The sequence below is a fragment of the Kitasatospora sp. MAA19 genome (assembly GCF_029894125.1).
Classification (GTDB): Bacteria; Actinomycetota; Actinomycetes; order Streptomycetales; family Streptomycetaceae; genus Kitasatospora.
On record NZ_JARXYZ010000003.1, the window covers coordinates 20,648 to 37,155 of the forward strand.

The following is a 16,508-nucleotide window of genomic DNA, read 5'->3' on the forward strand; positions in this document are numbered from 1 at the left end:
GCTCACAGCTCACCCAGCGGGCTCTGCTCACCCATCGGGACGCGAACGCCGCGCTCGGCGGCGACCTCGGTGGCCCGGTCGTAGCCGGCGTCCACGTGCCGGATCACGCCCATGCCCGGGTCGTTGGTGAGCACCCGGCGGATCTTCTCGCCGGCCAGCGCGGTGCCGTCGGCGACGGTGACCTGTCCGGCGTGGATCGAGCGGCCGATGCCGACGCCACCGCCGTGGTGGATGGAGACCCAGGAGGCGCCGGAGGCCACGTTGACCATGGCGTTGAGCAGCGGCCAGTCGGCGATCGCGTCCGAGCCGTCCAGCATCGCCTCGGTCTCCCGGTACGGGGAGGCCACCGAGCCGCAGTCCAGGTGGTCGCGGCCGATCACGATCGGCGCGGACAGCTCGCCGGAGGCGACCATGTCGTTGAAGCGCTCGCCGGCCTTGTCGCGCTCGCCGTAGCCGAGCCAGCAGATCCGCGCGGGCAGGCCCTGGAAGTGCACCTTCTCCTGGGCCAGCCTGATCCAGCGGGCCAGCGACTCGTTCTCCGGGAAGAGGTCGAGGACGGCCTTGTCGGTCTTGTGGATGTCCTGCGGGTCGCCGGACAGCGCCGCCCAGCGGAACGGGCCCTTGCCCTCGCAGAACAGCGGGCGGATGTACGCGGGGACGAAGCCGGGGAAGGCGAACGCGCGGTCGTAACCGGCCAGTTGGGCCTCGCCGCGGATCGAGTTGCCGTAGTCGAAGACCTCGGCGCCGCGGTCCTGGAAGCCGACCATCGCCTCGACGTGCCGGGCCATCGACTCGCGGGCCCGCTGGGTGAACTCGGCGGGCTTGGCCGCCGCGTAGTCCGCCATGTCGTCGAAGTCGACGCCCACCGGCAGGTAGCTGAGCGGGTCGTGGGCGCTGGTCTGGTCGGTGACGACGTCGATCGGCGCGTCCATCGCGAGCAGCTGCGGGACGAGCTCGGCGGCGTTGCCCAGCACGCCGATGGAGAGCGGCTGCCGCTTGTCGCGGGCGGCGGTGGCCAGCTCCAGCGCGTGCGCGAGGTCCTTGGCCTCGACGTCCAGGTAGCGGTGCTCGATCCGGCGGGCGATCCGGGACGGGTCGCAGTCGATACAGATCGCCACGCCGCCGTTCATGGTGACGGCCAGCGGCTGGGCGCCGCCCATCCCGCCGAGGCCGGCGGTGAGGGTGATGGTGCCCTCCAGGCTGCCGTTGAAGCGCTTGTTGGCGACGGCCGCGAAGGTCTCGTAGGTGCCCTGCAGGATGCCCTGGGTGCCGATGTAGATCCACGAACCGGCGGTCATCTGCCCGTACATGGTGAGCCCGAGGCTCTCCAGCCGGCGGAACTCCTCCCAGTTGGCCCAGTCGCCGACCAGGTTGGAGTTGGCGATCAGCACGCGCGGCGCCCACTCGTGGGTCTGCATGACGCCGACCGGCCGCCCGGACTGGACCAGCATGGTCTCGTCCTGCTTCAGCCCCTGCAGCGTCCGCACCATGGCGTCGAACGAACGCCAGTCCCGTGCCGCCTTGCCGGTGCCGCCGTACACCACCAGCTTCGACGGGTGCTCGGCCACCTCCGGGTCGAGGTTGTTCATCAGCATCCGCAGGGCCGCCTCCTGCTGCCAGCCCTGCGTCGTCAGCCCCGTCCCCCGCGTCGCCCTGACCTCACGCGGCCCGCTCACCTGCTGCACCATGCCCCGACCTCCCTGCGGATGAATTCATTCAGACTCGGTCCGGCTGAATATATCCAAACAATCAACTCGCGACCAGACCCTGAACCCATCCGATCAGCCACGCCGCCGACCGCCTCGGCGCGCTAGCCTGAACCGGCGAACACCAGCCACTCGGCCCAGCGACGAGAGCGGCGGACACGATGACGGCGATCACCGTGAGGCCCGGCAGGCTCCGGGATGTGGCGGAGGAGATCGAGCGGAGCACCGGCCTTCGCGTTCAGATCATCAGAGGAACCCTGGTGACGTCCCCCACTCCTCGCGGTAAGCACGCGGGGACCGTGCAGGTACTGCGCGATCAGCTCATCCCCCAACTGCCCAAGGCCCTGCGCGTCTACGAGGTCTCGTCACTCTGCATGCCGGACGACGAGGAGGACTACGCCACTCCCGACCTGGTCGTTCTCCCCAAGGACTGGGGCGACGACGACGAATGGCTGGCGGACCCCGCGGCTGAGTCAGGCCGCGGCGCCGCCGTCCCAGTCGATGCCGATCTCGGCGAGCCAGCGGCGGTCGGCGTCGTCGGGGGTGGGTGGGGACGGTGGGCGGGGGATCTCCTGGATCGGGCCGAGGCCGTACTTCTCGGCGGCCGCGGCGGCGCGCTCGGCGTCGGGTTCGATGACGCCGACGTGGACGGCGGACTCGTCGCCCGGGTCGAGGACGGTCAGTTCGGGTTCGGGCAGGCGCCGCAGGGTGACGCGGCGTCCGCAGGCGGGGCAGGACCATTCGTCGGCTCCCGAGGCCAACCGGGCGACGAACTTCATCTCGTGGATCACGCGCATGGGCGGCACCCCCTGCTGTAGGGGATGCCCGGGTTTGTGGCGGGTACTCCCGCGTTCCCCGGACCGCACCTATTCCAGGAAGAGCCCGCGGGCCGCGGCGGAGTGCTCAATGGCCTCCAACCGGGCTTCCGCGCCCGGGAGTTCGTCGCACATGCTCTGCAGCAGCACCCGGCCGAGCATCATCGGCGCGCACGCGGTGTCGAAGACCAGCCCGGTGCCGACGGCGGCCGGCAGCATCAGGTCGGAGAGCTTGGCGACCGGCGCGAAGGCGCTGTCGGCGACGGTCAGCACCGTCAGCCCGCACTCGCGCGCCACCGCGAGCGCGTCCATCAGCTCCCGCGGGTAGCGCGGCAGCGCGAAGCAGAGCAGCGCGGTGGCCCCGGCGGCGGCGGCCTGCTCCAGCCGGTCGGCGAGCATGCTGCCGCCCTCGTCGAGCAGCCGGATGTCCGGGTGCACCTTGGCGGCGAAGTAGGCGAAGCCGCGCGCCTGCGCGGAGGCGGCCCGCAGGCCGAGCACCGGCAGCGGGCGGGAGGCGGCGAGCAGCCGGGCGGCCCGGAGGATCGGCTCGGGGTCGGCGAGGAGTTCGGCGAGGTGGCGCAGGTGCTCGATCTCGGCGAGCACGGCCTGCTGGTGTTCGTTGCGCACCGCGTCGTCCGGGGTCTCCGGTGCGGCCGGCTCGCCCCCGCCGAGCTCGCGCAGCTGCTTGCGCAGCGCCGGGTAGCCGTCGTACCCGAGGGCGACCGCGAAGCGGGTGACGGAGGGCTGGCTCACCCCGGCGAGTTCGGCGACCTCGACGCTGGAGAGGAACGGCGCCTCGGTGGCGTGCCGGACCAGGGAGTGCGCGATCCGCCGCTGGGTCGGGGTGAGCCGGTGGCCTTCGAACAGCTGGAGCAGCCGGGCGGAGGGGCCGACCGTGCCGGCCTCGTCGGTGGCGGTCATCAGCGGTACCTCCGGATGCGAGCGATGCGGACGACGACTGTGCAGGAGCGCGCCGCGCCTGGCAAAGACGTCTCGTACGGCGGAACGCCGGGTGAGACGTCCCGAGGGGCGGATGCGACCCGGGCTGCCCCGGGACAGCCCTGGAGCCCGGGACGCCCCGGGAGCCCGGGGCGTCCCCGAGACTCGGGGTAACCCTGAATTCTCCCTGAACCCTCCCGGATTCCCCCGCCACCGGATGGACCGCGCCCCGACTCCGGCCCCAGGCTGTCCCCATGGACACTCGCCAGGACGAACTGCGCCGCGACCTCGACGCCACCCTGCAGGCCCGCAAGGAACTCGGCAAGGAGTACGAGTCGGAGCTGGTCGATTCCTTCCTGACCCGGCTGGAGTCCCGGATGGACGCCCGTCTGGACGCCCGGGTCAAGCGCCAGGCCTCCGAGCGGATGGACGACTACGAGCCGGAACACCGGCACCGCCCGCACCGCTCGGGGTGGGGTTCAGGCCGCCCCGGCAGCCGGCTGGCGGTGATCTCGCTGGCCTTCGCCATCCCGCTGACCGCGATCGCGAGCAACCCCGAGGGCGGCGGCCTCACCGGCCTGCTGGCCTGCTGGGCCGGCATCACCGGGGTCAACCTCGCCGCCGCGTTCGCCGACCGCCGGGCCCGTGCGGACCGCATGGACCGCGAGGACCGCCGGCCGCGGGGCGACTGGGACTGAGCCCCGGTCGCCCCGCCACCGGAGCGTCAGGCCAGCGGGCCGGTGACCTTCTCCACCGCCCGCAGCAGGTCCCCGGAGGCGACCAGCGCGGCGGCGGCCTCCAGGTCCGGCGAGAGGAAGCGGTCGCGGCCGGCGCCGCCGACCCCCGCCTCCCGGGCGGCGGCCATCGCTGCGGCGGTGGCCGGAGCCACCCGGCCACTGGCGTCGGCCTGCTGACGGATCTCCAGCGCACGGGCGGCGGCGGTGAGTTCGACGGCGAGGATCCGGCCGAGGTTGTCGACGGCCTGGCGCAGCTTGCGGGCGGCGGACCAGCCCATCGACACGTGGTCCTCCTGCATCGCGGAGGACGGGATCGAGTCGACCGAGGCCGGGACGGCGAGCCGCTTGTTCTCGCTGACCAGCGCCGCCTGGGTGTACTGGGCGATCATCAGGCCGGAGTCCACGCCCGGGTCGTCGGCCAGGAAGGCCGGCAGGCCGTGCGAGCGGGCCTTGTCGAGCAGCCGGTCGGTGCGGCGCTCGGAGATCGAGCCCAGGTCGGCGGCGGCGATCGCGAGGAAGTCCAGCACGTACGCGACCGGGGCGCCGTGGAAGTTGCCGTTGGACTCCACCCGGCCGTCCGGCAGCACCACCGGGTTGTCGACCGAGGCGGCCAGCTCGCGGGAGGCGACCAGCTGGGCGTGGGCGAGGGTGTCCCGGCCGGCGCCGGCCACCTGCGGGGCGCAGCGGATCGAGTAGGCGTCCTGGACCCGCGGCGCGTCGTCCTGGTGGTGGCCGGTGAGGCCGGAGCCCTTGAGGACGGCCAGCATGTTGGCGGCGCTCAGCGCCTGGCCCGGGTGCGGGCGGATCGGGGCGTGCAGCTCGGGGGCGAGCACCTTGTCGGTGCCGAGCAGCGCCTCCAGGGTCATCGCGGCGGTGATGTCGGCGGTGGTGAACAGCCGCTGGAGGTCGGCGATGGCCATCACCAGCATGCCGAGCATGCCGTCGGTGCCGTTGATGAGGGCCAGGCCCTCCTTCTCCAGCAGCTCGACCGGCTCGATGCCGGCGGCGGCGAGCAGTCCGTCGGCGGGCTTCTCGACGCCGTCCGGGCCGGTGGCCACGCCTTCGCCCATCAGGACCAGCGCGCAGTGCGACAGCGGCGCGAGGTCGCCGGAGCAGCCGAGCGAGCCGAACTCCCGGACCACCGGGGTGATGCCCGCGTTGAGCAGGGCGGCCATGGTCTGCGCGACCAGCGGGCGCACCCCGGTCCGGCCGGAGGCCAGCGTCTTCATCCGCAGGAACATCAGCGCCCGGACCACCTCGCGCTCGACCACCGGGCCCATCCCGGCCGCGTGCGAGCGCACCAGCGACCGCTGCAGCTGGGCCCGCAGCTCGGGGCTGATGTGCCGGACGGCGAGCGCGCCGAAGCCGGTCGACACGCCGTAGACGGGGCGCGGCTCGGCCGCGAGGGCGTCGATCCGGGCCCGCGCCGTCGCCATTTCGGCCAGCGCGTCCGGGCCGATCTCGACCCGGGCGTTCCCCCGGGCGACGGCCAGCACGTCCTCGGCGCTGACGTCGGCCTTGCCGACCTGGACCAGCGGAGCGTCGGGGGCCACAGCACTGTGCATATCCATATACACCATCACATCAGTTGAATGGAGATATGACAACAGGTGGTCGCCATCCGAAACGACCGCGGATCCGGCCACGGATCCGCGACGGCCACGGAACCGCGACGACCACGGAACCGCGACGACCACGGAACCGAAACGGCCCGGCCAGCAGGATTCTCACCCGGCCCGCCCCGCACCGCACACCGGCGAACCCGGACCCGACCCCAGGCGTGCGGTGCGGGCGCGGACACCGGCACCGACGCGGGCGCGGGGAGAGCGCGACCGGCCGAGCACCCTCCCCCGCCACCGCGCTCACCCCCCGAGCTCGGCCTCGACCAGGTCCGCCGCGCGGGCGGTGCCGCCCTCGGCCCGGCCGGCGGCGGCCAGCGCCTTCAGCCGCCCGGCCACCGCCGGGTCGCCGACCAGCTCCAGCAGGGCGCTGCGCAGCGCCTCCGGGGTGGCCTCCCCAGTGTCCAGGCGGCGGGCGACGCCGAGGGCCACCAGCGCGTCCGCGTTGGCGAACTGGTCGGCGGCCTGCGGCACGGCGATCATCGGTACGCCGTGGAACAGGCCCTCGCTGGAGCCGCCCATGCCCGCGTGGGTGACGAAGGCGTCCGCCCGGGCGAGCACCGTCAGCTGCGGCACCCACCGGTGCACCTCGACGGTGTCCGGTACCTCGCCCAGTTCGGCCAGGTCGGTGTGCGCGCCGACCTGCAGCACCGTGTGCCAGCCGGGCAGGTCGCCGAAGGCCTGGACGCAGGCCCGGTAGAACGCGGGCTGATGGGTGAAGGCCGAGCCGAGCGAGACCAGCAGCACCTTCTCGGCACCGGCCGGCCGGTGCCACTCCCCCTGGTGGGCGCGGTCGCCGAAGCACGGCCCGACGAAGGTGACGCGCCGCTCGTCGACCCGGTCCGCGTTGGGCTGCAGGGCGCGCGGGATCAGGGCGACGGCCCGCGCCGGGACGTTCCGGAAGGCGTCCACGTCGCGCTCCACCGCGCCGGCCTCGGCCAGCCAGTCGGCGAACCGCCGGTAGTGCTCGGCGCCGCCCGGTCCGTTGCGGATCGCGTCGAGCACCTCCGCCATGTCCTGTCCGATGCCCTCCCAGCCGACGTAGGTGGGCGACAGCTGCACCACCGGTACGCCCAGCCGCTCGCCGAGTGCCCGGCCCGCGAAGCCCGCGATGTCGCAGAGCACCAGGTCGGGGCGGTCGTCGGCGAAGCCCTCCAGCAGGACGGGCCACATCGCGAGCGCGTCGTCCAGGAACAGCTCCTGGAGCGCCACCGGGTCCTCCACCGGCCACCCGTTCGGGTCGTCGGCGAGCGGCAGCCTCGTCGGGTACGGGACGAAGCGGGCGCCGGTCGACTCGACGACCTCGGCGAAGGAGGCGTCGTTGACGTAGCTGACCCGGTGACCCCGGGCGACCAGCTCGGCGATCACGGCGAGGCTGGGGTTGACGTGCCCATGAGCCGGAACGGAAACCATCAGGATGTGTGCGGGGCGGTTCATGGGCACCTCCGGGGATAGCGACTAAGACGAGACGTACCGTCTCGCGACGTCTCGCGAGAAGACGATACGTCCCGTCTCGCCGCGGTGCATAGAATTTTCCCCATGACGTCCAGAACCGCCCCCGACCCCGCCCGCCGCAGCGAACGCTCGCGCGCCGCCGTCCTCACCGCCGCCACCGAACTCGTCGCCGAGGTCGGCTACGGCAAGCTCACCATCGAGGCGATCGCCGCCCGCGCCGGGGTCGGCAAGCAGACCATCTACCGGTGGTGGCCGTCGAAGGGCGCGGTCGTCTTCGACGCCTTCCTCGTCGCCGGCAGGCACGAGGGCGGCCTCGCCCTCCCCGACACCGGAAACCTCGCCACCGACCTGCGGACCGTCCTGCGCGCCGGCTCCGACGAGCTCGCCGACCCGTCCGCCGACCGCACCTACCGCGCCCTCAGCGCCGAGATCCTCAACGACCCCGCGCTGCACGCCGAGTACCGCACCCGCCTGCTGGACCCGCTGCTGGAGGTCACCCGCGACCGTCTCCGCAGCGCCCGCGAGGCCGGCCAGATCGCCCCCGACACGGACCTCGACCTGGCCGTCGAACTCGTCTACGGCCCGCTCCACTACCGCTGGCAGTACCGGCTCGGCCCGCTCAGCCACGCCCACGCGGACCGCCTGGTCGACGCCGCCCTGTGCGCCCTCAACCCGCCGACGGCCGACGGCGGTTCCGGCGCCTGACCCAGAGGACGACCAGGACCGTGGCCAGCAGAACGATCAGCAGGGCCACGGCGAACCCCCCGCCCCCGACCGCGACCCACCCGCGACACCCCGGTCACCAAACCGGCACACCGCCGGGCCCCACCCTCAGCGGGGCCTCAACCCCCTTCCCACCGAGGCGAATCCGCCCCTCACACCACCGGGGGCGAGGCCGCACCCGCCAGGGCGACGGCGAGCAGGGCGCGCATGGCGCAGGCGGCCTGGCCGAGGGGCAGGGTGGCGTCGTCGGCGAAGAGCTCGACGAGCCAGCCGCCGGCCGGGTTCTGGCCACCGGCGGCGACCATGCCGCGGTAGCCCGAGACGACGAGCATGGCCTCCTCGGCCGGGTCGTTGCCGGCGGCGCCGGCGCGCAGGGCGAAGGCGCCGCCGCGGACGGCGCGGCGGGTCATCGGATAGTGGCGCAGGTCGAAGACGGCGTCCGGGGCCTCGATCTGGGCGCGCTGGGTCTCGGCGCGGGTGCTGCCGGGGCCCCTGGTCATCCGGTAGACGGCGTGCTGGGCGGTGTGCATGAAGTGCGAGCCGGGCGGCACGTAGGAGACCCACCAGCCGACGGCGTCGAGCAGCCGGGCCGAGGTCTCGGCGACGACGACGAGCTTGCCCAGGGTGTCCGCGGGGTGGACGGCCCGGGCCGCGGCGCCCTGGTCGAGGGCGGCGAGGACGGTGGTGAGCAGCTGGCCCGGGTCGGCGCTGTGCGCGGCGCCGCGGAAGCGCCGCCGGTCGCCCGCCCCGGACCGGCCGGGGCGCGGGCGCCCGTCGGCCCGGTGGCGCGGGTCGGCGGCGTCGGCGAGCAGCACGGTGGGGTCGGGCGCGAAGCCGGGGCCGTGGCTGCGTCCGGCGACGACGGGGTGGGCGGCGCGGGCGGCCTTGGCCCGGTACTGGGCGGCGTCGGCGAGCCGGAAGAGCCGGTCGGGGGTGGTGACGGGCCCGATGGAGTCGCCGGTGGAGGCGACACCGCAGGCGACGCCCTCCCCCTCCGAGAGGGCCAGGGCGCGGGCGCAGAGCTCCTCGGCGACGGCGACGACCTCGTCGGCCTTCTGTCCTTCCGTCAGCAGGCAGAACTCGTCGCCGCCGAGCCGGGCGGCCAGGCTGCCGGGCAGTTTGGCCGCGGCGAGCGAGAGCTGGTGGGCGAACCGCTCCAGCAGCCGGTCGCCCATTTCGTGGCCGAGTTGGTCGTTGACCCGCTTGAGCCCGTTGACGTCGCAGACGACGAGCGAGACCACGGTGTTGTCCCGATTGTGCGCCGCCAGGGCGCTCTCCAGCCGGGCGTCGACGGCACGCCGGTTGGCGAGGCCGGTGAGCGGGTCGGAGAAGGCGAGTTTGCGCAGGTCGGCGAGGCGTTCGGTCTGGGCGAGGCCGGCCGAGATCTGGGCGGCGAGCAGGGTGGCGTAGTCGGCGTCGGCGTCGGTGAACTCGGGCAGTCCGACGCTGCGGGCGAGGTACAGCTCACCCCAGGCCTGCCCGTGCAGGACGATCGGGGCGACCACGCAGCAGGCCCGCCCGCGCCGGCGCAGCGCCGCGGCGCGTTCCTGGCAGTACGCGCCGGCGGTCGGGTGGGTGTGCCCGGCGTGCGGTTCGGTGCTCTCGGCGGTCTGCAGCCAGGCGCGCGGCAGCCGCCCGGTGGTCCAGCGCTCTTCGAGGTAGGTGACGATCTCGGGGAAGTCGGCGACGGGGTACGACTCGTCCTCGGGCAGTTCCTCCTCGCCGGGCGCGAGGAGGCCGTGGTTGACGAGGACCCGCAGTCGGCCGGATTCGCGGTCCCAGACCGAGACGGCCGCCATGGTGGCCCCGAGCGCCTCGGTGGCGCGGGCGGCGGCGGCCCGGACGGCCTCCAGCGGGGTGAGCGCGCCGGCCATGTCCTGGGCCAGCTCGACCGCGGACTGCAGCCGCAGGTCGGGCAGCGGGTCGGGGCGCCGCGGGCCGCCGCAGTCGCAGCCGCGGTCCGTCATGATCGCCTCACTGCTCACCGGCTCGCCTCGCTCCCTGTGCTCGGTCCTGCCGGACCCCCGGTAGCAGCCGCACCCGTCCGGCCGCTTGCACCCAGACTATGGCGATTTCGCTCGGTTATGCCCCGTTTGCCGGGACGGACCCGCAACGGGCCGTACGGGTTTCAACCGTTCGCCACCCCGAGCCGCGGGATCGACCCCGGCACCAGCCCGGGAACCACGCCTCGGGAGCAGCCCGGCAGAGCCCCGGGAAGACCCCGCAGGGCTCCGGAAGGCCCCTACTCCGGCTTCAGCCGCCGCGACAGCAGCCACGGCTCGACCAGCCCGAGCCCGCGCACCGGCCGGCGCCACATCGGCTGCAGGTGGAACCGGTGCCCGGCGTCCAGGCCCGGCACCGGCAGACCGGAGGCGGGCATCCCGGCGGCGGCCGACAGCGCCTCGGCGAGGCCGGGGCCGTCCGTGTCGGCCGGGGCGACACTGCCGTGCTGCTCCAGCGCGGCGGCGAACTCGCCGTCGATCAGCACCGCGTCCTTGGGCGCGATCGAGGTGAGCCGGCTGGCCAGGTTGACGGTGGTGCCGAAGACGTCGCCCATCCGCGAGGTGACGGTGCCGAAGGCCATGCCGACCCGCAGCGCGGGGATGCTGTCGTCCTCGGCGAGGGCCTCGATCAGGCTGAGCGCGATCTCGGCGGCGGTGACCGGGTCCTCGGAGACGTAGAGGATCTCGTCGCCGAGGGTCTTGATGACCCGGCCGCCCTGGCCGGCGATCAGGTCCGAACAGGTGTTCTCGAAGGTCTCGACGAGCTCGCCGAGTTCCTCCTCCTCCAGCCGTCGCGACAGCCGGGTGAAGCCGACCAGGTCGGCGAAGCCCACCGCGAGCCGACCGCTGGTGATCTCGTGGTCCTCGGCGGCCTGGACGACCCGGCCGGTGACGGCGGCGAGCTGGCGGCGCCAGACGTACACCAGGAACTGCTCCAGCTCCGGCAACAGCAGCTCGACCAGCGGGTACGCGACGTCGGCGCGGGTCAGCCCGGGTTCAACGGCCTGGGTGAGGTTCTCCAGGAAGGTGTCCATCTGCCAGCCGGCCAGCCGCGCGGTGGTCTGCCCGGTGGAGCGCGCCACCTGGATCGCCATCGACTCGCTGAGCAGGCCGGACTCGACCAGGCCGGCGAGTCGGCGCAGGGCGATCACGTCGCCGTCGGTGAGGGCCCGGGACTGGCCGATGTCAGGGAAGCCCATGGCCCGCCAGAAGCGGGTGGCCAGTTCCATCGGGACGTCGGCGGCGCGCGCGGCCTGGTACGGGGTGTAGCGGCGTGGCGCGTCCAGGATCAGGCGTTCCAGTTCGAGCGCGACCGTGGGGTCGTGGGAGCCCGCCGTCGCGCCGCTGCTGCCGTCCTCTGCCACCGGTCCGTCCCCGTGCGGTCGCCGCACTTGCCTCGTGTCCTGCCTGTCCGGGCGCGCCCGCCACCTGGCGGGCAGTGGCGCGCCTCACACCGCTGCCAGGTGGAATGTTCGCACGGAATCGCGTGATCCGGGGCATCAGCCCGGGTCAAGGAGAGGTGAAGAGTGCCGTTCAGCGGGGTTCGGGGCGCACGTGGACGACGTCCCCCGCGCCGACCGCCCGGCGTGCGCCGTCGGGGGTGCGGACCACCAGGCGTCCGTCGCCGTCGATCGCCACCGCCTCGCCGACCAGCTCGTGACCGCCCGGCAGGTGCACCTTCACCCGGCGGCCCAGCGTGGTGCAGCGGTCCGCGTAGGCGCGGAGCAGCTCGCTGGCGTGCGGATCGCCGGCGGCGGCCGTCCAGGTCCGGTACAGCTCGGCGAACTCGCGCAGCAGGGCGCGCAGCAGGGTGGACCGGTCGGTGACCGCGGCGCCGGCCAGCGCGAGCGAGGCCGCGGTGGGGACGGGCAGCTCCTCCTCGCGCAGCGAGACGTTGAGGCCCATTCCGGCCACCACGGCACCACCGCTCAGTTCGGTGAGGATGCCGCCGAGCTTGCGCTCCGCGCCGTCGATCTCCACCTGGAGGTCGTTGGGCCACTTCAGCCCGACCTCGACCCCGGCCACCCGGCCCAGCGTGCTGGCGGCGGCCACCCCGACCAGGATCGGCAGCCAGCCGTACCGTTCGACCGGCACCTCCTCCGGGCGCAGCAGGACGGACAGGAACAGCCCCGAGCGGGCCGGGGCGCTCCACTGCCGTTCCAGCCGCCCGCGCCCGGCGTTCTGCACCTCGGCGACCAGCACCGCCCCCTGCGGGGCACCGGCCCGGGCGCGGGCGGCGAGGTCGCTGTTGGTGGATCCGGTGTCGGCGACGACGTCCACGGAGGTCCAGAGCCCGCCCGGGACCACCAGGTCGCGGCGCAGCGCCGCCTCGTCCAGCGGCGGCCGGTCCAGGTCGGTCCACGGCGACGGCCCGGCGTGGCCGAAACCGCGCAGTCCACTGCGGCGGGGGGTGTCGGGTGAGGTCATGGTTGAGAACCCTAGAGGGCGTACGGAGCCTTGGGGCGTAGGCCGCCCCATCGTCCCCCAGAACGCGCGTTGACACACTGTGTCGATGGCCATAACGCCAGGACATGACGTCCGGCCCCGCGCGCTGGCTAGGCTGCCCAACGGCAGTTCGCAGCGCCGCCCTGCCCTCATGCGCGGGCCCCCACTCCGGCCCGCGCGCACTCGAACAGGTCGCGGCCCAGGATCAGGGAGAGCCACCGGATGACCGAGGCGCCGTACGACCCCCACACCACCGCCGGCAAGCTCGCCGACCTGCGGCGCAGGCTCGACGCGGCGGTGCACTCCGGCTCCGCCGCCGCCGTGGAGAAGCAGCACGCCAAGGGCAAGCTGACGGCCCGCGAGCGGGTCGCCGAGCTGCTGGACGAGGACTCCTTCGTCGAGTTCGACGAGTTCGCCCGGCACCGCTCGACCAACTTCGGGCAGGAGAAGAACCGCCCGTACGGCGACGGCGTGGTGACCGGCTACGGCACCGTGGACGGTCGTCAGGTCGCCGTCTTCGCCCAGGACTTCACCGTGTTCGGCGGCTCCCTCGGCGAGGTGTTCGGCGAGAAGATCGTCAAGGTGATGGACTTCGCGCTGAAGACCGGCTGCCCGGTCATCGGCATCAACGACTCCGGCGGCGCCCGGATCCAGGAGGGCGTGGTCTCGCTCGGCCTGTACGGCGAGATCTTCCGCCGCAACGTGCACGCCTCCGGGGTGATCCCGCAGATCTCGCTGATCATGGGCCCGTGCGCGGGCGGCGCGGTGTACTCCCCCGCGATCACCGACTTCGTGGTGATGGCCGACCAGACGTCGCACATGTTCATCACCGGCCCGGACGTGATCAAGACCGTGACCGGCGAGGACGTCGGCATGGAGGAGCTGGGCGGCGCGCGCACCCACAACAGCAAGTCCGGCAACGCGCACTACCTGGCCACCGACGAGAAGGAGGCGATCGAGTACGTCAAGAGCCTGCTGTCGTACCTGCCCTCCAACAACCTCTCGGACCCGCCGTCCCACCCGGAGCAGGCGGACCTCACGATCACCGACGAGGACCTCGAACTCGACACCATCGTGCCGGACTCGGCGAACCAGCCGTACGACATGCGCAAGGTGATCGAGCACGTCGTCGACGACGGCGAGTTCCTGGAGACCCAGCCGCTGTACGCGGGCAACATCATCACCGGCTTCGGCCGGATCGAGGGCCGCCCGGTCGGTGTGGTCGGCAACCAGCCGATGGACCTGGCCGGCTGCCTGGACATCGCCGCCAGCGAGAAGGCCGCCCGCTTCGTGCGGACCTGCGACAGCTTCAACATCCCGGTGCTGACCTTCGTCGACGTGCCCGGCTTCCTGCCCGGCACCGGCCAGGAGTGGGACGGCATCATCCGGCGCGGCGCCAAGCTGATCTACGCCTACGCCGAGGCGACCGTCCCGCTGATCACCGTGATCACCCGCAAGGCCTTCGGCGGCGCGTACGACGTCATGGGCTCCAAGCACCTGGGCGCCGACCTCAACCTGGCCTGGCCGACCGCGCAGATCGCGGTGATGGGCGCGCAGGGCGCGGTCAACATCCTGCACCGGCGGGAGATCGCCGCGGCCGACGCGGCCGGGCACGCCGAGGAGAAGCGGGCCGAGCTGCTCGCCTCGTACGAGGAGACCCTGCTGAACCCGTACCTGGCGGCCGAGCGCGGCTACGTGGACGCGGTGATCCCGCCGAGCGAGACCCGCCGGCAGGTCGTCCGGGGTCTGCGGGCGCTGCGCGGCAAGCGCGAGGTGCTGCCGCCGAAGAAGCACGGCAACATCCCCCTGTAGTCCCTCGTCGGGAGAGAATTGAGCCATGGCCGCGATCCACGTGCTGCACGGGCAGCCGACCCCCGAGGAGCTCGCCACCGTCCTGGCGGTGGTCCAGGCCCGGGCCGCCGCCGCGCAGGCCGCCGCCGAGGCGGCGCGTCTGGCCGGTGTCGGCCCGGCCTCCCCCTGGAACGACCGCTCCCGCCTGCTCCGCCCGGAGATCCACCCGGGCGTCAACGCCTGGCGGACGTCCGGCTGGGCGCGCTGAACCACCGGTGCGGAGCGGGACGTCGGCCCGGTCGACGTCCCGCTCCGCACCCGTTCCGCGCCGCTTGCCGCACCCGCTCCGCACCCGTTCCGGCCCGTCCGCCCGGATTGCCCGAAAGCTGAGTACGGATACTCAGGCGCCCGGGGCCGGGCGCGGCGCACCCTGGACGGGTGCTGTGGTCAGACCCCCGCGACGAGCCCTCCCTGGAGGCCCGCCGGATGCAGGAGCGGCTGCGCCGGGCGGCCCGGGTGCTCGCCGTCCTCGCACTGGTGGCCGCCATCCTGCTCCCGCTGTGACCGCCGTTCACCCGAATGGCGGACACCGACACCCCCTACCCTGGTGGGCATGACCGACCAGCGCACCCTCGTCCTCGCCTCCGCCTCCCCCGCCCGCCTCGGGCTGCTGCGCCAGGCGGGCCTCGACCCGCGCGTGGTGGTCAGCGGCGTGGACGAGGACGCGCTCAGCGCCGCCACGCCGGCCGAACTCGCCCTGGTGCTGGCCGAGGCCAAGGCGAAGGCCGTCGCCGCCGAACTCACCGGCGGCGAACTGGTGATCGGCTGCGACTCCGTCCTGGAGCTGGACGGCCAGGCCCTCGGCAAGCCCGCCGACGCCACCGAGGCGCTCGCCCGCTGGCGGTCGATGCGCGGCCGCGCCGGAATCCTGCGCACCGGCCACTGCGTCATCGACACCGCGACCGGCCGGCAGTCCTCGGCGACCGCCTCCACCACGGTCCGCTTCGGCACCCCCGACGACGCCGAGATCGCCGCCTACGTGGCCTCCGGCGAACCCCTGCACGTCGCCGGGGCGTTCACCCTGGACGGGCGCTCGGCACCGTTCGTCGAGGGCATCGACGGCGACCCGGGCAACGTCATCGGCCTCTCGCTGCCGCTGCTGCGCACCCTGCTCGCCGACCTGGACGTCCGGATCACCGACCTCTGGGTCAAGTAACCGACGGCATCCGGGAGTTCGGACGCCCATGGCCCTGCTGCGTTACCACCCCTAGACTGACCGGCGTTCGAACGGGGGAGGGAACGCGGCGATGACCGACAGCGTGCTCAACGTGCTGCTGGGGCTGGTGGCCAGCGCCATCAGCGCCGCGCTCGGCTGGCTGGCGCAGGCCCTGCGGCGGCGCCGCAAGGTCGAGCGGGTGCGGGAGTTCTTCGGGTTGCCGGCCGGCAGCGAGTGCCTGATCGTGGTGCCCCGCAGCATCGGGACGGGCTCGCACGCCACCACCGTGACCCGCCGGGACGCCTACGCGCTGATGTGGCTGGCCGGGCTGGTCGAGGAGTGCGGGGCGCGGCCGGAACTGGCCGCGCACGACGCGGCGCACCGGGGCCTGGGCGTCAAGACCGAGCTCTGCCTGGGCGGTCCGGTCAGCAACGAGCGGATGGCCGCCCACCTGGCCTGGGGCCTGCCGGGCGTGCTGGTCACCTCCGGGCCGGGCCCGGGCAGCAACGTGATCGTGGTGGGCGAGCACGACTTCACCGCCGACCGGGACCAGGCGCACACCCTGCTGGCCCGGATCGCCACCCCGGACGGCGGACGCCCGGTGTTCCTGGTCTCCGGCCAGACCGGCACCGCCAACCAGGCGGGGGTCCGGTACCTGGTCGCCCACCACCGCGAGCTCGCCCGCCGGTACGGCCGCGACGGCACCTTCGCGCTCGTCCTGCGGGCGGTCAATCCGGAGGCGTACGGGCCGGACATGGTGGAGGTGGCCGCCGACGTCACGGCCGAGGCGTTGCAGCGACCCGCCGCCCGTTCCACCGTCGTTTGAGCCGACCGCGCGAGAGTGTGTCCGATGCCACCGGGGCCCCGAACCACCGCCCGGTCACCCGCTGTGGATCCGGCCGGTTCGACCCCACCGACCGCGACCTGCGACGTCATCGGAAGGACGGACGACGGGCCCCCGGAATTCATCACCGTCCGTGTGGGATAGTTCACAACCTGGGGCTACTCGCCGGTACCGCCCAGGAATCCATAAACTCGACCAGGTTCAAGAAGGGAGCC

Annotated in this window: 14 protein-coding genes and 1 pseudogene; 7 read left to right on the top strand and 8 right to left on the bottom strand. The window is 73.7% G+C overall.

Going from position 1 to position 16,508, the window contains the following annotated elements:
* Nucleotides 1-2: 2 nt before the first annotated feature.
* The 3 genes from hutU to P3T27_RS05640 form a co-directional block, all read right to left on the bottom strand.
* Complete coding sequence (hutU, locus tag P3T27_RS05625; protein WP_280675752.1) at nucleotides 3-1,676, bottom strand: urocanate hydratase; 1,674 nt, start codon at nucleotides 1,674-1,676, stop codon at nucleotides 3-5.
* Between the two features lie 503 nt (nucleotides 1,677-2,179).
* Nucleotides 2,180-2,503, bottom strand: coding sequence for a hypothetical protein (locus tag P3T27_RS05635; protein WP_280675813.1), 324 nt, complete (start codon nucleotides 2,501-2,503; stop codon nucleotides 2,180-2,182).
* A 69-nt stretch (nucleotides 2,504-2,572) separates the two neighbouring features.
* A complete protein-coding gene (locus tag P3T27_RS05640) occupies nucleotides 2,573-3,442 on the bottom strand; it encodes a MurR/RpiR family transcriptional regulator (protein WP_280674881.1) in 870 nt (289 codons plus the stop codon).
* Nucleotides 3,443-3,714: 272 nt separating this feature from the next.
* On the opposite strand from P3T27_RS05640, the gene P3T27_RS05645 reads away from it, so the two are divergent.
* Complete coding sequence (locus P3T27_RS05645; protein ID WP_280674883.1) at nucleotides 3,715-4,158, top strand: hypothetical protein; 444 nt, start codon at nucleotides 3,715-3,717, stop codon at nucleotides 4,156-4,158.
* A gap of 26 nt (nucleotides 4,159-4,184) precedes the next feature.
* On the opposite strand, the gene hutH is transcribed toward P3T27_RS05645, so the two are convergent.
* Together hutH and P3T27_RS05655 are read right to left on the bottom strand one after the other, a co-directional pair.
* Nucleotides 4,185-5,768: a histidine ammonia-lyase gene (hutH, locus tag P3T27_RS05650; protein WP_280674885.1), complete on the bottom strand. Its 1,584-nt coding sequence runs from the start codon at nucleotides 5,766-5,768 to the stop codon at nucleotides 4,185-4,187.
* A 291-nt stretch (nucleotides 5,769-6,059) separates the two neighbouring features.
* Nucleotides 6,060-7,253, bottom strand: a complete 1,194-nt coding sequence (locus tag P3T27_RS05655) for a macrolide family glycosyltransferase (protein ID WP_280674887.1) — start codon at nucleotides 7,251-7,253, stop codon at nucleotides 6,060-6,062.
* Between the two features lie 102 nt (nucleotides 7,254-7,355).
* On the opposite strand from P3T27_RS05655, the gene P3T27_RS05660 reads away from it, so the two are divergent.
* On the top strand, nucleotides 7,356-7,976 hold the full coding sequence (locus tag P3T27_RS05660) for a TetR/AcrR family transcriptional regulator (RefSeq protein WP_280674890.1): 621 nt from the start codon (nucleotides 7,356-7,358) through the stop codon (nucleotides 7,974-7,976).
* Between the two features lie 866 nt (nucleotides 7,977-8,842).
* Here P3T27_RS05660 and P3T27_RS05665 read toward each other — a convergent pair.
* From P3T27_RS05665 to P3T27_RS05675, 3 genes and pseudogenes are all read right to left on the bottom strand, one after another.
* A pseudogene (locus tag P3T27_RS05665) lies at nucleotides 8,843-9,961 on the bottom strand (sensor domain-containing diguanylate cyclase); the annotation flags it as partial.
* Between the two features lie 275 nt (nucleotides 9,962-10,236).
* A complete protein-coding gene (locus P3T27_RS05670; protein ID WP_280674892.1) occupies nucleotides 10,237-11,361 on the bottom strand; it encodes an adenylate/guanylate cyclase domain-containing protein in 1,125 nt (374 codons plus the stop codon).
* Nucleotides 11,362-11,530: 169 nt separating this feature from the next.
* The gene (locus tag P3T27_RS05675) at nucleotides 11,531-12,424 is read right to left on the bottom strand and encodes a biotin--[acetyl-CoA-carboxylase] ligase (RefSeq protein WP_280674894.1); all 894 of its coding nucleotides are present in this window, start codon (nucleotides 12,422-12,424) and stop codon (nucleotides 11,531-11,533) included.
* A 240-nt stretch (nucleotides 12,425-12,664) separates the two neighbouring features.
* On the opposite strand from P3T27_RS05675, the gene P3T27_RS05680 reads away from it, so the two are divergent.
* The 5 genes from P3T27_RS05680 to P3T27_RS05700 all read left to right on the top strand — a co-directional run bounded on the left by P3T27_RS05680 (nucleotide 12,665) and on the right by P3T27_RS05700 (nucleotide 16,275).
* Nucleotides 12,665-14,254: an acyl-CoA carboxylase subunit beta gene (locus P3T27_RS05680; RefSeq protein ID WP_280674896.1), complete on the top strand. Its 1,590-nt coding sequence runs from the start codon at nucleotides 12,665-12,667 to the stop codon at nucleotides 14,252-14,254.
* Nucleotides 14,255-14,279: 25 nt separating this feature from the next.
* A complete protein-coding gene (locus tag P3T27_RS05685) occupies nucleotides 14,280-14,501 on the top strand; it encodes an acyl-CoA carboxylase epsilon subunit (RefSeq protein WP_280674898.1) in 222 nt (73 codons plus the stop codon).
* A 170-nt stretch (nucleotides 14,502-14,671) separates the two neighbouring features.
* On the top strand, nucleotides 14,672-14,797 hold the full coding sequence (locus tag P3T27_RS05690) for a hypothetical protein (RefSeq protein ID WP_280674900.1): 126 nt from the start codon (nucleotides 14,672-14,674) through the stop codon (nucleotides 14,795-14,797).
* 49 nt (nucleotides 14,798-14,846) lie between these two features.
* The gene (locus tag P3T27_RS05695) at nucleotides 14,847-15,449 is read left to right on the top strand and encodes a nucleoside triphosphate pyrophosphatase (RefSeq protein ID WP_280674902.1); all 603 of its coding nucleotides are present in this window, start codon (nucleotides 14,847-14,849) and stop codon (nucleotides 15,447-15,449) included.
* A gap of 91 nt (nucleotides 15,450-15,540) precedes the next feature.
* A complete protein-coding gene (locus P3T27_RS05700; protein ID WP_280674904.1) occupies nucleotides 15,541-16,275 on the top strand; it encodes a hypothetical protein in 735 nt (244 codons plus the stop codon).
* The last annotated feature ends 233 nt before the right edge of the window (nucleotides 16,276-16,508 follow it).